The organism is Rhodoglobus sp. GW821-FHT12B09, assembly GCF_058809925.1.
This window is the reverse complement of sequence record NZ_JBXATB010000001.1, coordinates 647,429-661,495: the sequence shown is the minus strand read 5'-3', so window position 1 is coordinate 661,495 and position 14,067 is coordinate 647,429. Positions and strand designations below refer to the sequence as shown.

Sequence of the window (14,067 nt, the reverse complement as noted above, 5' to 3'; positions counted from 1 at the left end):
AACAACCGAAAGGTGCTGGTCACTGCAGTCAGTGACCAGCACCCAAGAGTAGTGCTTACTCCGCGGACTTCTTCGTCGTGCGGCGCACGGGCTTCTTGGCCTCGGCAGCGGTCTCGTCGACGCGCTCGCCGTACTGCGGCTCAGCTGCATCCTTCGCGGCAGCGGCCTCGCGCTCCTCGGCCTCGCGGTTGGCGATGGCCATGGCCTCCTCGACCGAGCGCGGTGCGCCGTCGACGGTGCCGGCGGCCTCGTCGACAACCTTGGCGATCGTCTGGCTGTGCACGCGCACGATGTTGCCGGGCGCCACCTCGAGCTCAGCGACCTTGCTGACCTCGTCGAGGGAGACGAGCTTGCCGAACAGGCCGAAGTTGGTCATCACGTCGGCACCGGGGACGATCTGCTTGCGCAGCTCCTCCTGCTGGGCCTTGCGCTTGCGGCTGTTGCGGAACATGAAGAACACGAGGACGGCCAGAACCGCCAGCATCGCAATTGTCAAACCATCGAACTGCATGAGTTACCTTCCAAAGGGGAGTCTGTAGGCCGGCAAGTCTAGGCAGACTGCCTGAAGGGCCACCTGTGAATTATAGGTCATCCCCGAAGAGCCCAACGGAGCCGTGCGCCGCGACAGGGCTGAGGCCGAAGTGCCTCCACGCCTCGCGGGTCGCGACGCGCCCGCGGGGGGTGCGCGTGAGCAGCCCGATGCGCACGAGGAAGGGCTCGACGACGGACTCGATCGTGTCGGCCTCCTCCCCCACCGAGACGGCGAGCGTGTTGAGCCCGACCGGCCCGCCGTCGAAGCGGGTGAGCACGGTCTGCATGACCGCGCGGTCGAGGCGGTCGAGCCCGAGCTCGTCCACGTCGTAGAGCTCCAGCGCCTTGTGCACGGCGTCGAGGGTGGCACCCGTTCCATGGACCAGGGCGTAGTCCCGCACGCGGCGCAGCAGGCGGTTCGCGATGCGCGGAGTTCCGCGGCAGCGACCGGCGATCTCGGCGAGAGCCGCCTTGTCGATGTCCAGCTCGAGCAGGGCCGCGGCACGGGTGAGCACCTGCTCCAGCTCGGCCTCGTCGTAGAACTCGAGGTGCGCGGTGAAGCCGAACCGGTCGCGCAGCGGGTTGGGCAGCATCCCGGACCTGGTCGTCGCGCCGACGAGCGTGAAGGGTGCGAGATCGAGAGGGATCGATGTGGCGCCCGCGCCCTTGCCGACCATGATGTCGATGCGGAAGTCCTCCATCGCGAGGTACAGCATCTCCTCCGCGGAGCGCGCCATGCGGTGGATCTCGTCGATGAACAGCACCTCGCCCGGCACGAGCGACGAGAGCACCGCAGCGAGGTCGCCCGCGTGCTGGATCGCGGGACCGCTCGACATGCGCAGAGGCCTGCCGCCCTCGTAGGCGACGATCATCGCGAGCGTCGTCTTGCCGAGCCCGGGAGGGCCCGCGAGCAGGATGTGGTCGGGAGTCCGGTTCTGCATGGTGGCAGCCTGCAGCAGCAGCTGCAACTGCCCGCGCACCTTCGACTGCCCGACGAACTCGGCGAGCGACTTCGGCCGCAGCGCGCCCTCGAACGCGAGCTCCGCCTCGGACTCGGGGGTCGGCTGCACTATCGAGTCACTCATGGCTCGCCTGCTGGGGTCCGAGTTGGGCGAGCGCCAGGCGCAGCAGGGCGGGCACCGAGGTACGGTCGGCGTCCGAGGCGTCGGCGAGGGCATCCTCGACCGCCTGCATGGCCGTGCGCTCGGGCCACCCGAGCCCGACGAGGGCGACGGTGACGTTCTCGCCGATGGACGAGCGGCGCGGGGATGCCGCGGCTCGCGCCGTGGGCAGGACCGCGAGCTTCCCCGCCAGCGACACGACGATGAGCTTGGCCGTCTTCGGGCCGATGCCGCTCACCTTGCGGAACGCGGAATCGTCCTCCAGCGCCACCGCCTGGGCCACCTCGCCCGGGCTCATCGCGGCGAGCACGCCCATGGCGCTCTTGGGCCCCACGCCGGTGACGCCGCGCAGCAGGTCGAAGACAGCGAGCTCCTCGGCCTCCGCGAACCCGAAGAGGGAGAGGTCGTCCTCACGGACGATCAGCGCGGTGCGCACCGTCGCCTCGGCGCCGACGCGGAGGGCGAGCGCGTGCTGCGGGGTGACCTGCACCGCGAGCCCGATGCCGCCGACCTCGATGACCGCGCTCGTGCCGACGGCCGAGAGCACTGTTCCGCGCACCGAGGCGATCACGCGCGGGCCGCCTTCTTCTCGGCCGCGCGCCAGGCCTGCTGGGCGGGCGTGAGCGCGCCGCCCGCGACCACGAGGGTCGGGCCCTTCCACGCGTGGCACAGCGCGATGGCGAGCGCGTCGGCAGCGTCCGCCGGCCGCGGGATCTCGCTGAGCCCCAGCACCTTGGCCACCATTGTTCCGACCTGCTTCTTGTCCGCCGAGCCGTAGCCCGTGATCGCGGCCTTCACCTCGCTCGGCGTGTGCAGCCCGACCACGAGGCCGCGCGATGCCGCCACCTGCAGCGCGACTCCGCTCGCCTGGGCGGTGCCCATCACCGTGCGGAGGTTGTGCTGGGCGAACATGCGCTCGAGTCCCACGGCGACCGGCGAGAACCGGTCGAGGGCGTCCTCGATGCCGCGGGCGATCGCGAGGAGGCGCTGCTCGAGCGGCAGATCAGGGGGCGTCGCGATGACTCCGACGTGCACGAGCGTCGCCGTGCGGGTTGCCGAGACATCCACAATGCCGATGCCACACCGGGTGAGACCTGGGTCGATTCCCAATACCCGAAGTGACATGACCCCTATTCTTCGTCCAACTCCGCCTGAACCTCGGGCGACACGTCGTAATTCGAATATATGTTCTGCACGTCCTCGAGGTCTTCGAGGGCGTCGATGAGGCGCATGACCTTGCGAGCGGTCTCCGCGTCGACCTCGACGGTCAGGTTCGGGACGAACTCCGCCTCGGACGAGTCGTAGTCGATGCCGGCGGCCTGCAGGGCCTCGCGAGAGGCGACCAGGTGGGCGGTGTCGGTGATGACCTCGAAGCCCTCGCCGCGGTCCGTGACCTCCTCCGCGCCGGCGTCGAGCACGGCGAGCAGGATGTCGTCCTCGCTCACCGCGTCCGTCTTCGTGATCGAGATGACGCCCTTGCGGGTGAAGTTGTAGGCGACGCTGCCGGGATCGGCCAGGTTGCCGCCGTTGCGGGACATCGCCGTGCGCACCTCGGCGGCAGCGCGGTTCTTGTTGTCCGTGAGGCACTCGATGAGCAGGGCGACGCCGCCCGCGCCGTAGCCCTCGTACATGATCGTCAGGTAGTCGACAGACTCGCCGGTGAGCCCGGCACCTCGCTTGATCGCAGAGTCGATGTTGCTGTTCGGCACCGACGTCTTCTTGGCCTTCTGGACGGCGTCAACGAGCGTCGGGTTGCCCGAGAGGTCGGCGCCTCCCATCTTCGCTGCGACTTCGATGTTCTTGATGAGCTTGGCAAACGACTTGGCGCGGCGCTGGTCCTTGATCGCCTTCTGGTGCTTCGTGGTTGCCCATTTGGAGTGGCCTGACATGGAGAACAGTCTAGAGGCGCACTCCCGACGACTTCAGTTCGAGCTGCGCGAGCGCGCGCATGACCGTCTCGTCGCCGCGGCGCCAGGCTGCCATCGCATCGGGGTCGACCGCGCTGAGCGCGGAGATCTTCTGGGTCGCGAGCGCCCGCAGGGCGAGAAGGTCGATTCCCGCGCCGGACTTGACGATCGCCTTCGCGCGCCCGGCCTTGCGCACGAAGCGGATGCGCGGCACGAGCCACAGCACCAGGATCATGATGATCGGCAGCGCCGCGATACCGATGCCGAGCCCCGTCGCGAGCTGGTTCACGGCGACCTGCTGGCTCTGGCCCGCCGCCTCGAGCGCGCCGCCCGCGCCGCTCGCCCCGTCGAAGGGCGCCCGGATGCCCCCGCCGATGACAGGGATCCCGCCGAGTGTCTCCCCCACCTCGGTCATGGTCTCCTTGAACCCGGCGCCGGCCTCCTCCATCTGCACGCCGAAGCCCGCAAGGTTCTCGACGAGCTGGTAGACCGTGATCCCGAGCCACACCCACGCCGCGATCGCGGCGAGGGCGAGCACGTCGCCGATGATCTGGCGGGTCCTGCGGGGGCCGAAGTCCGAGTACAGTTTCATGCCCCAACCGTACTCAGGCGCCGCGGACCTTCGACAGGAAGTACTCGTGGAAGCGCGTGTCGCCGGTCATCTCCGGGTGGAAGGACGTGCCCAGGAGCCCGCCCTGCTCGACCGCCACCACGCGCCCGTCCGGAAGCGAGGCGAGCGCGCTCGCCCGCTCCCCCACTGACTCGACGATGGGCGCGCGGATGAACACCGCGTGCACGGGGTCGCCGCCGATCGCGGGAACGTCCAGGTCCGTCTCGAAGGAGTCGAGCTGAGACCCGAAGGCGTTGCGGCGCACGACGAGGTCGAATCCGCCGAGCGTCTGCTGCCCGTCGATCGCATCGAGGACCGTGTCGGCGAGCATGATGAGCCCCGCGCACGTGCCGTACACGGGCATCCCCGAGGAAATGGCGTCCTTGAGCGGGCCGGCGAGCCCGAACATGCGGCTCAGCTTGTCGATGACGCTCGACTCGCCGCCGGGGATGACGAGGCCGTCGACGCGCGCGAGCTCCTCAGGGCGCTTGACCGGGACAGCGTCGGCGCCCAGCCCTTTCAGTACCGCCAGGTGCTCGCGGAAGTCGCCCTGGAGGGCGAGGACACCGACCCTCGGTGCGCTACCAGCCACGCTCGGCGAGGCGGTGGGGCGCTGCCAGGTCGGAGACGTTGATGCCGACCATGGCCTCGCCGAGCCCGCGCGACGCCTCGGCGATGATGTCCGCGTCCTCGTAGAACGTGGTCGCCTTGACGATCGCTGCTGCGCGCTGCGCCGGGTTGCCCGACTTGAAGATGCCGGAGCCGACGAAGACGCCGTCCGCGCCGAGCTGCATCATGAGAGCGGCATCCGCGGGAGTTGCCACTCCCCCGGCGGTGAACAGCACGACGGGGAGCTTGCCGGTCTCGGCGATCTCCTTGACGAGCTCGTAGGGAGCCTGGAGCTCCTTGGCCGCCACGTACAGCTCGTCCTTGGTCTTCGACTTGAGCGCGTTGATCTCGCCCGTGATCGTGCGGATGTGCTTGGTCGCCTCGGAGACGTCGCCGGTGCCGGCCTCGCCCTTAGAGCGGATCATCGCCGCACCCTCGGTGATGCGGCGCAGCGCTTCGCCGAGGTTGGTCGCGCCGCACACGAACGGGACGGTGAAGTTCCACTTGTCGATGTGGTTGACGTAGTCGGCGGGGCTCAGCACCTCGGACTCGTCGATGTAGTCGACCTTGAGCGACTGGAGGATCTGGGCCTCGACGAAGTGGCCGATGCGCGCCTTCGCCATGACCGGGATGGATACGGCGGCGATGATCCCGTCGATCAGGTCGGGGTCGCTCATGCGAGCCACACCGCCCTGCGAGCGGATGTCGGCGGGCACCCGCTCGAGCGCCATGACCGCGACAGCACCCGCGTCTTCGGCGATCTTCGCCTGGTCGGCGGTGACGACGTCCATGATGACGCCGCCCTTGAGCATTTCGGCAAGGCCGCGCTTCACACGGGCGGTACCAATTTCTTCAGTCATGTTCCTAGATTCTACGTTGGTGGTCTTGGTGGGTTCTCCGGCCAATCACTGGCCGCTGGCCCACGCGATGGCGATCTCCTCGCGAACCTCGCCCAGCAGGCGGGGAACCGCCTTGGTGCCGGCGATGATCGGGAAGAAGTTCGAGTCGGTGGCCCATCGCGGCACGATGTGCTGGTGGAGGTGGTCGGCGATCCCCGCGCCCGCGATGCGGCCCTGGTTCATACCGATGTTGAAGCCCTGAACGTTCGCCGTCACGGTGAGCACGCGCATCGCCGTCTGGGTCAGGCTACCGATCTCGGCGATCTCCTCGGGCGTCGCCAAGTCATACGTCGCAACATGGCGGTACGGGCACACGAGAAGATGGCCGCTGTTGTAGGGGAAGAGGTTGAGAAGCACATACGCGTGCTCGCCCCGGGCCACAATGAGGGACTGCTCGTCGGACAGGGTGGGCGCCGTGCAGAACGGGCACGCGTCGTCGGCCGGCGCCTCGCGGTGGTTCGACTCGATGTAGGCGTAGCGGTACGGCGTCCAGAGCCGCTGGAAGGCGTCGGGCACGGCCGCGAAGCCCGAGGCCGACTCCCCCTCGCCGAGCTCGGTGCCGTCGTAGTCACGCACGGCTCACACCTGCGCGTGCTCGGAGATGGCCGCAGTGATCCGCGCGATCGCCTCGGGGATCGGAACACCGTTCTCCTGCGTGCCGTCGCGGAAGCGGAAGCTCACGGAGCCGTTCTTGGAGTCCTCTTCGCCCGCGATGAGCTGGAAGGGCACCTTCATGGTGGTGTGCGTGCGGATCTTCTTCTGCATGCGCTCGCTCGATGCATCGAGCTCGGCTCGCACGCCGGCATCCCGAAGCTGCTGGATGACGTCGCCCAGGTAGTCCTCGTACGCCTCCGCGACCGGGATGCCGACGACCTGCACGGGCGACAGCCACACCGGGAACGCGCCCGCGTAGTGCTCGAGCAGGATCGCGAAGAACCGCTCGATCGAGCCGAACAGCGCGCGGTGGATCATGATCGGGCGCTGCTTGGAGCCGTCCTTGTCGGTGAACTCGAGGTCGAAGCGCTCGGGCAGGTTCGGATCGACCTGCACGGTCGAGAGCTGCCAGGTGCGGCCGATCGCGTCCTTCGTCTTGAGGTCGATCTTCGGGCCGTAGAACGCGGCCTCGCCGGGGACCTCGGTGAGCTTGAGGCCGCTCTTGACGGCGACATTGCGCAGGGCGTTGGTCGAGTACTCCCAGAACTCCTCGGAGCCGATCCACTTCGACTTCTCGTCGTCCTTCATCGAGAGCTCGAGCTCGAAGTCGTCGAGCCCGAAGTCGCGCAGCATCGAGATGACGAAGTCGAGGACCTTCGAGACCTCGCTCTCGAGCTGGTCCGGCGTCACGAAGAGGTGGGAGTCGTCCTGGGTGAAGCCGCGCACGCGGGTGAGGCCGTGCAGGGCGCCCGAGAGCTCGTTGCGGTAGACGGTGCCGTTCTCGGCGAGGCGCATCGGCAGGTCGCGGTAGCTGCGGCCGCGCTCCTTGTAGATGAGGATGTGCATCGGGCAGTTCATCGGCTTGAGGTAGTAGTCCTGCCCCTGCTTGGTGACGTGCCCCTCGTCGTCGCGCTCCTCGTCCATGACGATCGGCGGGAACATCCCCTCCTTGTAGGTCACCAGGTGGTTCGAGGTGATGAAGAGGTCTGCCTTGGAGATGTGCGGGGTGTACACGTAGGTGTAACCGGCTGCCTTGTGGCGGCGCAGCGCGTGCTGCTCGATCTCCTGGCGGACGATACCGCCGCGAGGGTGCCAGACCGAGAGGCCGGAGCCGATCTCCTCGGGGAACGAGAAGAGGTCGAGCTCCTTGCCGAGCTTGCGGTGGTCGCGCTTCGCGGCCTCGGCCTGGCGCTCCTGGTAGGCGCGCAGCTCGTCCTTGGTCGGCCAGGCGGTGCCGTAGATGCGCTGCAGCTGCTTGTTCTTCTCCGAGCCGCGCCAGTACGCCGCGGCATTGCGCACGAGCGACCAGCCGTTGCCGATCATGCGGGTGTTGGGCAGGTGCGGCCCGCGGCAGAGGTCCTTCCAGAAGACCTCGCCGGTCTTGCCGTCCACGTTGTCGTAGATGGTGAGCTCGGCGCCGCCGACCTCCACCGACTCGTTGTCGTCGGTGTGGGAGTCCCCCGAGCCCTTGAGCCCAATGAGCTCGAGCTTGTACGGCTCGTCGGCGAGCTCGGCGCGCGCCTCGGCATCCGTCACCACGCGCCGCTGGAAGCGCTGGCCCTGCCGGATGATGCGGTCCATGGCCTTCTCGATGGCCTTGAGGTCCTCGGGCTGGAACGGCTCGGCGACGTCGAAGTCGTAGTAGAAGCCGTCCGTGACGGGCGGGCCGATGCCGAGCTTCGCCTCCGGGTTGATCGACTGCACGGCCTGCGCCATGACGTGGGCCGCCGAGTGCCGAAGGATGTTGAGACCGTCGGGCGAGTCGATCGTGACCGGCTCGACCGTGTCGGTGACCGCTGTCGTGGCGGCGAGGTCTTTGAGCTCGCCGTTGACGCGCATGGCGACGACGTTGCGGTCGGTGAACAGTTCGAATCCGGTACTCACCTAAGCAACTTTAGCCGTGCGCGACGGCGGGCCCGTGCCGCGGGGCCCGCCGCCCCACGGGCTGCCGCGGGTGCTGGCATGGGGCCTGCTGAAAATGCAGGAGATCCTCTCCGTGGAGGCTTCTTCCGCTCCGGTTTCGCGTTCGAGGGCGGCTTCTCCTGCGTTTTCATCCCGGGATGCCGCAGCGGGGCGGCGGCGAGAGGCGCCGCCCACGGACCGGTCGGCGGCGAACCCCGCTCGGCGGGAGAAGGACGCACGGACTCACACAGCATCCCACTTCTCGACGGAACATGAAAGTCTCTCTTTTACCGCTACCGCGGGTGGCAGCGCACCGCTACTTTTCGCTCAATAGCTCTATCCACGGACGAAATGAGGGAGGCACCATGACGGGCAAGAGCGGCGACATCCTGCGATGGGTTCTGACGATCATCGTTATCGCGGTGATGATCTGGTGGCTGTACAACGTGTGGCTAGTGCAGGGAGTTGCGGTGACGAAAGACCAGGATGGCAACGTTCTGGACGTGTACACGCGCGCCCGCGACACTCTCGCGATCATCGTGCCGCTCGTGACGCTGGCGCTCGGGTACTGGTTCGGCGTCAAGGGCGCCGACACCGCCGAGAAGAATGCCGCCACCGCGAACGACCAGGCGAAGGCGGCGACCGAGCAGGCGAAGGATGCGACCGCGCAGGCCGTTGTCGCCGAGAAGCAGGTCACCGCGCTGAGGGGGGCCCTCGAGCCGAGCGCCTACGAGGCGGCGGTCCAGAAGTACCCGGACATCTTCACGAAGTGAGGGCCGCACGATGATGAAGCACCAGGAGGATGACGGCGACCTGAGCATCGTCGCGCAGGACGACACCATCCTGATCGCCTGCAACCAGGGCCACTACTGGGTCATCCCCTCGCAGGTCCAGCACCCCGCCGACCACGCGGACACCGTCGCGGCGCCGTTCCTCGCGGGCTCGCTCGCCCGGTCGGCGCTCGGCCTGCAGGACTAGGGCCGGAGCTGACCCGGGCGGCGCGCCCGGGTCAGTCGGCGGCACGGGACGCTCGCGCGGGCTTCGGGCCGGAGCGACGACAAAAATGCAGGAGACCTTCACGAAATTGGTTCCTAGCGACACCCAGCCAGCGATCGACGGCAGATCTCCTGCGTTTTCATCAGCGACGGGCACGGCGGCCGACGGGCACGGCGGCCGGGAACGGGGAAACAAAAAACCCCCGCCGAAGCAGGGGTTTCTCGGTGGGCGGTACTGGGATCGAACCAGCGACCTCTTCCGTGTCAGGGAAGCGCGCTACCGCTGCGCCAACCGCCCATAGTTGTGGCGTCCTCCGAAAAGAACTACCGAGGTGACGACCGGATTTGAACCGGTGTACACGGCTTTGCAGGCCGTTGCCTCGCCTCTCGGCCACGCCACCGCGTGCGAGAAACATCAGCGAGCCTAAAAGACAAGAACTGACACTTCTCACTCGAGCGGATGACGAGATTCGAACTCGCGACCCTCACCTTGGCAAGGTGATGCGCTACCACTGCGCCACATCCGCACTGCCGCATTTCTGCGACTAGATGACCATAGCCGATGTTCGCGGACGGAGCCAATCGTGTGACAGGCGGGTCGCGATCCTGTGGCAAGATATTGACTGCCCGCTGAAAAGCAGGCAGCGGGCGATTGGCGCAGTTGGTAGCGCGCTTCCTTCACACGGAAGAGGTCATCGGTTCGAGTCCGGTATCGCCCACTCGATTTCTCTCGAGGAGTCTCTTATGAAGCGCATCCGAGAGTTCTTCACCGGCGTGGGCCTGCTGTTCCGCGGGTTCGCCACGTGGCGCACCGCCCCCGGTCGCATGGCTCTCGGCCTCGTCCCGGCGCTCATCGTCGCCGCCGTGTTCACTGCGGGCCTGATCGTCCTCGCCGTCAACATCCAGGCGATCGCCGCCGCGGCCACCCCGTTCGCGAACGACTGGGACCGTCTCTGGCGCGACCTCACCCGCCTCGCTGTCGGCATCGCCTTCCTGATCGCGGCGGTCCTCCTGATCTCGCTCACCTTCACGACCATCACCCTCATCGTCGGCCAGCCGTTCTACGAGCTGGTCTGGCGGCACGCCGAGTCGCGGTTCGGCGATATCCCGGACAGGGCTCCCGGATTCTGGCGGTCGGTCGGCCTCGGCCTCTCCGGTGCGCTCCGGATGCTCGTGCCGACGATCCTCGCCGGCATCGGGCTGTTCGCACTCGGGCTGGTGCCCATCGTCGGGGCGGTGCTGTCGGCCGTGCTCGGCGCTCTCGTCGGCGGATGGTTCCTCGCCCTCGAGCTCACCGGCCTCGCGTTCGACGCGCGCGGGCTCGGCTTCCGCGAGCGGCGCGCGGCTCTCCGCTCCCGCCGCGCCCTCGTACTCGGGTACGGCGCGGCCACCTACGTGCTCTTCCTCATCCCGCTGGGCGCTGTGTTCGTGATGCCCGCCGCGGTGGCGGCGTCCGTGCTCGTGGTCCGCCGCGCGCTCGGGGAGCCGCTGCAGGTCGGTGCGCAGAAGCCCGGGCAGCGCCCCGCCTGAGCGTTGACCGCTCAGTCGCGCGAGCGACTGAACCAGGTCGTGACGCCCGCGCTGTAGAGCACCGAGTCGGGCGCGCGGTCGGTGAGGCCCGGGATGCCCGCGCGCTCGAGCAGCGTGTCCTCGAGCAGTTCCAGCCGGGCGGCGACCAGCGGCCAGGGCTCGTGGTGGTTGCGGAGGTAGACCGTGCGCCCTCCGCGAGTAGTGAACAGGGCCCACCGCGCGGTCAGGAAGTCGGCCGTGGCATCCCCCGAGACCACCTCGGTGCCCGGCCGCGCCACGATGTGCGACGCGCCATCGCCGACGTGCCGCACCGCCCGGTAGTCGACAACGCCGTCGTGCTCGGCCAGAGAGGTGCGAGACCAGAAGTAGGGGATGGAGAATGCCGCCCGGGCCGCGAGCACGGCGGCGAGCCGCGAGGCCTCGAGGGAGAGGAACACCACTCCCCTGCGGCCCCGCTCGTCAACGCCGTAGAGGCGCACGTTGATCTCGGTGAACGCTCCGAAGTAGGGCACCGGCGGGCTACCGAGCAGCGTTGCCCGGTCGAGGTAGAACGCGATGAGTCCGACCCAGCTCGAACCGTCGTGCTCGTCGGGCCGCACACCGGCCGGCAGTAGCGGCGCGACGACGGACGACTCGACCCGCCAGTGCACGAACGTCGCCTTAGTCCACCGCTGGCTGGCGGACGCCGTGCCCTCGAGCTCCGGCGCTACGGCGCTGATCGGCTCGATCATGTCGCGGTCACCCGCTGGGCCGCCAGCTTCACGGCCCACCGCAGCGGCAGCCACAGGGCGACGGACACCACGGTCGAGTAGAGCGCGACCAGCACCGTGCCCGCGACCTGGTTGATGATGAGGGCCATCGAGCCGGTGAACAGGAAGCCCATGCCCGTGGCGAGCAGCCCGAGCACGACGATCCCCACCGCCGCGGCGATGAGGTGCGACCCGACGACGAACCACTGCTGCCGCCGGCTCGCCCCGACCCGGCGCAGCGTGAAGATGCAGGCCGCTCCGCCGGCAAGGATGCCCGCGGCGATGGCCGACACGGGGGTGAACAGCGGCGCGCCCGCCGTGACGGCGACGAGCCCGCTCACGAGGCCCGCCGCGATCGCGTTCAGGGTCGTGGACCGGTGGCTCAGCCGCTGCACCACGAGCCAGCCGACCACGCCGCCGCCGGCCCCCACGAGGCCGTTGAGCAGGATGCCCGGCGTGACGTCGTCGATGGCGAGCTCGGCGCCGACGAGCCACAGGATCCAGCCGAGGCACAGCCCCACCATCGCGACGAGGCCGGTCACTCGCCCGATGGTCGCGGTGCGCAGGCGAGGGCCGCCCAGGAGAAGTACGCCCATCGCCGCCGCCCCCGCCGAGACGTTGACCGCCAGCGCGCCGCCGTGGTCGATCGGCGCGATGTCGATGGGCCACGAGGCGGCGTACGGCGCGAAGGTGAGGATCGCGGTCGGAACGAAGACAATGGCGCTCCAGGCGAGAGCGAAGGCGATTGTCGCGACCACGCCGCCGCCCGCCGCGCGGACCGCGATGGTGGCGAGGTACGAGGCGACGCCCGCGAGGGCGGCGATGGGCGCGAAGAGCGGTCCCAGCACCTCGGGGGCGATGAGCGGGCCGAGCGCGGCCCAGGCGAGGGCGCCGGCGGCGGCGCACGCGAGCGAGAGCAGCACGGACCGGCGCCACGGGACGGCGGGGAGCATCCGGGCATCGACAACAGCGAGGGCGACGAGCACCACGAGGATGGCGGCGACGGAGGCCGCAACCACGCTCCAGTTGTTCACGGCGCCCCCTCAGGAGAACAGTAAAGGGTGCCGCTCTCGCGAGCGGCACCCTTCACCTGTGTGTTGTCCTGTTACGCCTTGGTGTCGGCGAGGACGTAGCCCTCTTCACCGTGGACGACCAGGTCGACGCCGGCGAGCTCGTCCTCGTTCTTGATGCGGAAGCCGATCGTCTTCTCGATGATGAAGCCGATGACGAACGCGAGCACGAAGGAGTACACGAGCACCGAGAACGCGGCGATCGCCTGCACCAGCAGCTGGGCGCCGCTCGCGCCGTAGACGAGGCCGGTGCCGTTGGCGAAGAAGCCGAGGAACAGCGTTCCGACGAGACCACCGACGAGGTGGACGCCCACCACGTCGAGCGAGTCGTCGAAGCCGAGCTTGAACTTCAGGTCGATCGCCAGCGCGCAGATGATGCCGGCGAGGGCGCCGAGCACGAGGGCCCAGCCCGGGGTCAGCGAGCCACAGGCGGGAGTGATCGCCACGAGACCGGCAACAGCACCGGATGCCGCACCGACCGAGGTCGGCTTGCCGTCCTTGATCTTCTCCACTACGAGCCAGGCGAGCAGAGCCGCCGCAGGAGCGATGAGCGTGTTGACGAAGGCGACTGCCGCGGTGCCGTCAGCCGCGAGCTCCGAGCCCGCGTTGAAGCCGAACCAGCCGAACCAGAGGAGACCGGCGCCGAGGAGCACGAACGGCGGGTTGTGCGGAACGGCGATGCCCTTCGCGAAGCCGACGCGCTTGCCGAGGACGAGCGCGAGAGCGAGGGCTGCGGCACCGGCGTTGATGTGGACAGCGGTACCACCGGCGAAGTCGATGACGCCGACGCCGAAGACATCCTGCAGGCCCTTGGTGATCCATCCGCCGTAGGCGAAGGAGCCGTCGTCGGCGAGGCCGAAGTTGAATACCCAGCTCGCCACGGGGAAGTACACGACAGTCGCCCAGACACCGGCGAAGATCATCCACGAGCCGAACTTGGCGCGGTCGGCGATGGCGCCCGAGATCAGGGCGACGGTGATGATCGCGAAGGTCGCCTGGAAGGCGACGAACGCGAGAACCGGGTAGCCGCCAGCGGGCTCGGCCGCGTCAGCGAGGGCGCCGGAGAGCAGGAAGTTGCTCGAGTCGAACATCCACGGCAGCGGCGCGGTGCCCTCGATGGTGGGGAACGCGATCGCGTAGCCGTAGATCGCCCAGAGGACGCCGATGAGGCCGATCGCGCCGAAGCTCATCATCATCATGCTGATGACGGACTTCGCCTTGACGAGGCCGCCGTAGAAGAACGCCAGGCCCGGGGTCATCAGCAGCACAAGTGCTGTTGCGAGCAGAAGGAAGGCGGTATTGCCTTGATCCATTATGTGAACCTCTCTTTGTTACATGCGAAGGATGCACCGTCGGGTCCGCACGAGGGAGAGCCCGCCTCGGGTACGGAGCCAGTTTGGAGGGGGGAGGTTTCGCCGGGTGTGTCAGCGTGTTTCGGAACTGTTACGCGGCACCGGTGAATGTAAACATCGTGTTTCGACGGCCCACCG

16 protein-coding genes and 4 tRNA genes are annotated in these 14,067 nt (G+C 68.5%); 4 read left to right on the top strand and 16 right to left on the bottom strand.

The window, feature by feature from the left end; genetic code table 11:
• Positions 1-55 precede the first annotated feature (55 nt).
• From AC1RTC_RS03305 to thrS, 10 genes are all read right to left on the bottom strand, one after another.
• Complete coding sequence (locus tag AC1RTC_RS03305; protein ID WP_493154025.1) at positions 56-511, bottom strand: preprotein translocase subunit YajC; 456 nt, start codon at positions 509-511, stop codon at positions 56-58.
• A 70-nt stretch (positions 512-581) separates the two neighbouring features.
• Positions 582-1,616: a Holliday junction branch migration DNA helicase RuvB gene (gene ruvB, locus AC1RTC_RS03300; protein ID WP_493154024.1), complete on the bottom strand. Its 1,035-nt coding sequence runs from the start codon at positions 1,614-1,616 to the stop codon at positions 582-584.
• Entirely contained in the window at positions 1,609-2,223 is a 615-nt protein-coding gene (gene ruvA / locus AC1RTC_RS03295) for a Holliday junction branch migration protein RuvA (RefSeq protein ID WP_493154023.1), read from the bottom strand. The genes ruvB and ruvA overlap by 8 nt, the downstream gene beginning before the upstream one ends.
• Positions 2,220-2,777, bottom strand: coding sequence for a crossover junction endodeoxyribonuclease RuvC (ruvC, locus tag AC1RTC_RS03290; protein WP_493154022.1), 558 nt, complete (start codon positions 2,775-2,777; stop codon positions 2,220-2,222). The genes ruvA and ruvC overlap by 4 nt, the downstream gene beginning before the upstream one ends.
• Positions 2,778-2,782: 5 nt before the next feature.
• On the bottom strand, positions 2,783-3,541 hold the full coding sequence (locus tag AC1RTC_RS03285; RefSeq protein WP_493154021.1) for a YebC/PmpR family DNA-binding transcriptional regulator: 759 nt from the start codon (positions 3,539-3,541) through the stop codon (positions 2,783-2,785).
• Positions 3,542-3,551: 10 nt separating this feature from the next.
• Complete coding sequence (locus AC1RTC_RS03280; RefSeq protein WP_493154020.1) at positions 3,552-4,151, bottom strand: hypothetical protein; 600 nt, start codon at positions 4,149-4,151, stop codon at positions 3,552-3,554.
• 13 nt (positions 4,152-4,164) lie between these two features.
• On the bottom strand, positions 4,165-4,761 hold the full coding sequence (gene pdxT / locus AC1RTC_RS03275; protein WP_493154019.1) for a pyridoxal 5'-phosphate synthase glutaminase subunit PdxT: 597 nt from the start codon (positions 4,759-4,761) through the stop codon (positions 4,165-4,167).
• Positions 4,751-5,638, bottom strand: coding sequence for a pyridoxal 5'-phosphate synthase lyase subunit PdxS (pdxS, locus tag AC1RTC_RS03270; protein WP_493154018.1), 888 nt, complete (start codon positions 5,636-5,638; stop codon positions 4,751-4,753). The genes pdxT and pdxS overlap by 11 nt, the downstream gene beginning before the upstream one ends.
• Positions 5,639-5,683: 45 nt before the next feature.
• A complete protein-coding gene (locus AC1RTC_RS03265; RefSeq protein WP_493154017.1) occupies positions 5,684-6,253 on the bottom strand; it encodes an HIT family protein in 570 nt (189 codons plus the stop codon).
• A gap of 3 nt (positions 6,254-6,256) precedes the next feature.
• Positions 6,257-8,170: a threonine--tRNA ligase gene (gene thrS, locus AC1RTC_RS03260; RefSeq protein WP_493154276.1), complete on the bottom strand. Its 1,914-nt coding sequence runs from the start codon at positions 8,168-8,170 to the stop codon at positions 6,257-6,259.
• A gap of 428 nt (positions 8,171-8,598) precedes the next feature.
• Here thrS and AC1RTC_RS03255 point away from each other — a divergent pair, with 428 nt between their 5' ends.
• Both AC1RTC_RS03255 and AC1RTC_RS03250 read left to right on the top strand, forming a co-directional pair.
• Positions 8,599-9,006: a hypothetical protein gene (locus tag AC1RTC_RS03255; protein ID WP_493154016.1), complete on the top strand. Its 408-nt coding sequence runs from the start codon at positions 8,599-8,601 to the stop codon at positions 9,004-9,006.
• A gap of 10 nt (positions 9,007-9,016) precedes the next feature.
• On the top strand, positions 9,017-9,211 hold the full coding sequence (locus AC1RTC_RS03250) for a hypothetical protein (protein ID WP_493154015.1): 195 nt from the start codon (positions 9,017-9,019) through the stop codon (positions 9,209-9,211).
• Between the two features lie 243 nt (positions 9,212-9,454).
• On the opposite strand, the gene AC1RTC_RS03245 is transcribed toward AC1RTC_RS03250, so the two are convergent.
• The 3 genes from AC1RTC_RS03245 to AC1RTC_RS03235 all read right to left on the bottom strand — a co-directional run bounded on the left by AC1RTC_RS03245 (position 9,455) and on the right by AC1RTC_RS03235 (position 9,755).
• A tRNA-Val gene (locus AC1RTC_RS03245) sits at positions 9,455-9,526 on the bottom strand.
• A gap of 32 nt (positions 9,527-9,558) precedes the next feature.
• Positions 9,559-9,629 (bottom strand) — tRNA-Cys (locus tag AC1RTC_RS03240).
• Between the two features lie 54 nt (positions 9,630-9,683).
• Positions 9,684-9,755, bottom strand: a tRNA-Gly gene (locus AC1RTC_RS03235).
• A gap of 119 nt (positions 9,756-9,874) precedes the next feature.
• Here AC1RTC_RS03235 and AC1RTC_RS03230 point away from each other — a divergent pair.
• Positions 9,875-9,947, top strand: a tRNA-Val gene (locus tag AC1RTC_RS03230).
• A gap of 25 nt (positions 9,948-9,972) precedes the next feature.
• Entirely contained in the window at positions 9,973-10,758 is a 786-nt protein-coding gene (locus AC1RTC_RS03225; protein ID WP_493154014.1) for an EI24 domain-containing protein, read from the top strand.
• A gap of 11 nt (positions 10,759-10,769) precedes the next feature.
• Here the strand turns inward: AC1RTC_RS03225 and AC1RTC_RS03220 are convergent, their stop codons facing one another.
• From AC1RTC_RS03220 to AC1RTC_RS03210, 3 genes are all read right to left on the bottom strand, one after another.
• Positions 10,770-11,489 carry a YqjF family protein gene (locus tag AC1RTC_RS03220; RefSeq protein ID WP_493154013.1) on the bottom strand — a complete coding sequence of 240 codons (720 nt, stop codon included), beginning with the start codon at positions 11,487-11,489 and terminating at the stop codon, positions 10,770-10,772.
• Positions 11,486-12,541 carry an ammonium transporter gene (locus tag AC1RTC_RS03215; RefSeq protein ID WP_493154012.1) on the bottom strand — a complete coding sequence of 352 codons (1,056 nt, stop codon included), beginning with the start codon at positions 12,539-12,541 and terminating at the stop codon, positions 11,486-11,488. The genes AC1RTC_RS03220 and AC1RTC_RS03215 overlap by 4 nt, the downstream gene beginning before the upstream one ends.
• A gap of 71 nt (positions 12,542-12,612) precedes the next feature.
• Positions 12,613-13,890 (bottom strand): ammonium transporter, encoded by a 1,278-nt coding sequence (locus tag AC1RTC_RS03210; RefSeq protein ID WP_493154011.1) that lies wholly within the window; start codon positions 13,888-13,890, stop codon positions 12,613-12,615.
• Between the last annotated feature and the right edge of the window lie 177 nt (positions 13,891-14,067).

Excerpts from the sequence above, each read along its gene's own strand:
- AC1RTC_RS03280 (WP_493154020.1), bottom strand. The coding sequence starts at position 4,151 with ATGAAACTGTACTCGGACTTCGGCCCCCGCAGGACCCGCCAGATCATC.
- ruvB (WP_493154024.1), bottom strand. The coding sequence starts at position 1,616 with ATGAGTGACTCGATAGTGCAGCCGACCCCCGAGTCCGAGGCGGAGCTC.
- AC1RTC_RS03285 (WP_493154021.1), bottom strand. The coding sequence starts at position 3,541 with ATGTCAGGCCACTCCAAATGGGCAACCACGAAGCACCAGAAGGCGATC.
- AC1RTC_RS03225 (WP_493154014.1), top strand. The coding sequence starts at position 9,973 with ATGAAGCGCATCCGAGAGTTCTTCACCGGCGTGGGCCTGCTGTTCCGC.
- AC1RTC_RS03220 (WP_493154013.1), bottom strand. The coding sequence starts at position 11,489 with ATGATCGAGCCGATCAGCGCCGTAGCGCCGGAGCTCGAGGGCACGGCG.
- ruvC (WP_493154022.1), bottom strand. The coding sequence starts at position 2,777 with ATGTCACTTCGGGTATTGGGAATCGACCCAGGTCTCACCCGGTGTGGC.
- thrS (WP_493154276.1), bottom strand. The coding sequence starts at position 8,170 with ATGCGCGTCAACGGCGAGCTCAAAGACCTCGCCGCCACGACAGCGGTC.
- AC1RTC_RS03250 (WP_493154015.1), top strand. The coding sequence starts at position 9,017 with ATGATGAAGCACCAGGAGGATGACGGCGACCTGAGCATCGTCGCGCAG.
- pdxS (WP_493154018.1), bottom strand. The coding sequence starts at position 5,638 with ATGACTGAAGAAATTGGTACCGCCCGTGTGAAGCGCGGCCTTGCCGAA.
- AC1RTC_RS03305 (WP_493154025.1), bottom strand. The coding sequence starts at position 511 with ATGCAGTTCGATGGTTTGACAATTGCGATGCTGGCGGTTCTGGCCGTC.
- AC1RTC_RS03255 (WP_493154016.1), top strand. The coding sequence starts at position 8,599 with ATGACGGGCAAGAGCGGCGACATCCTGCGATGGGTTCTGACGATCATC.
- AC1RTC_RS03210 (WP_493154011.1), bottom strand. The coding sequence starts at position 13,890 with ATGGATCAAGGCAATACCGCCTTCCTTCTGCTCGCAACAGCACTTGTG.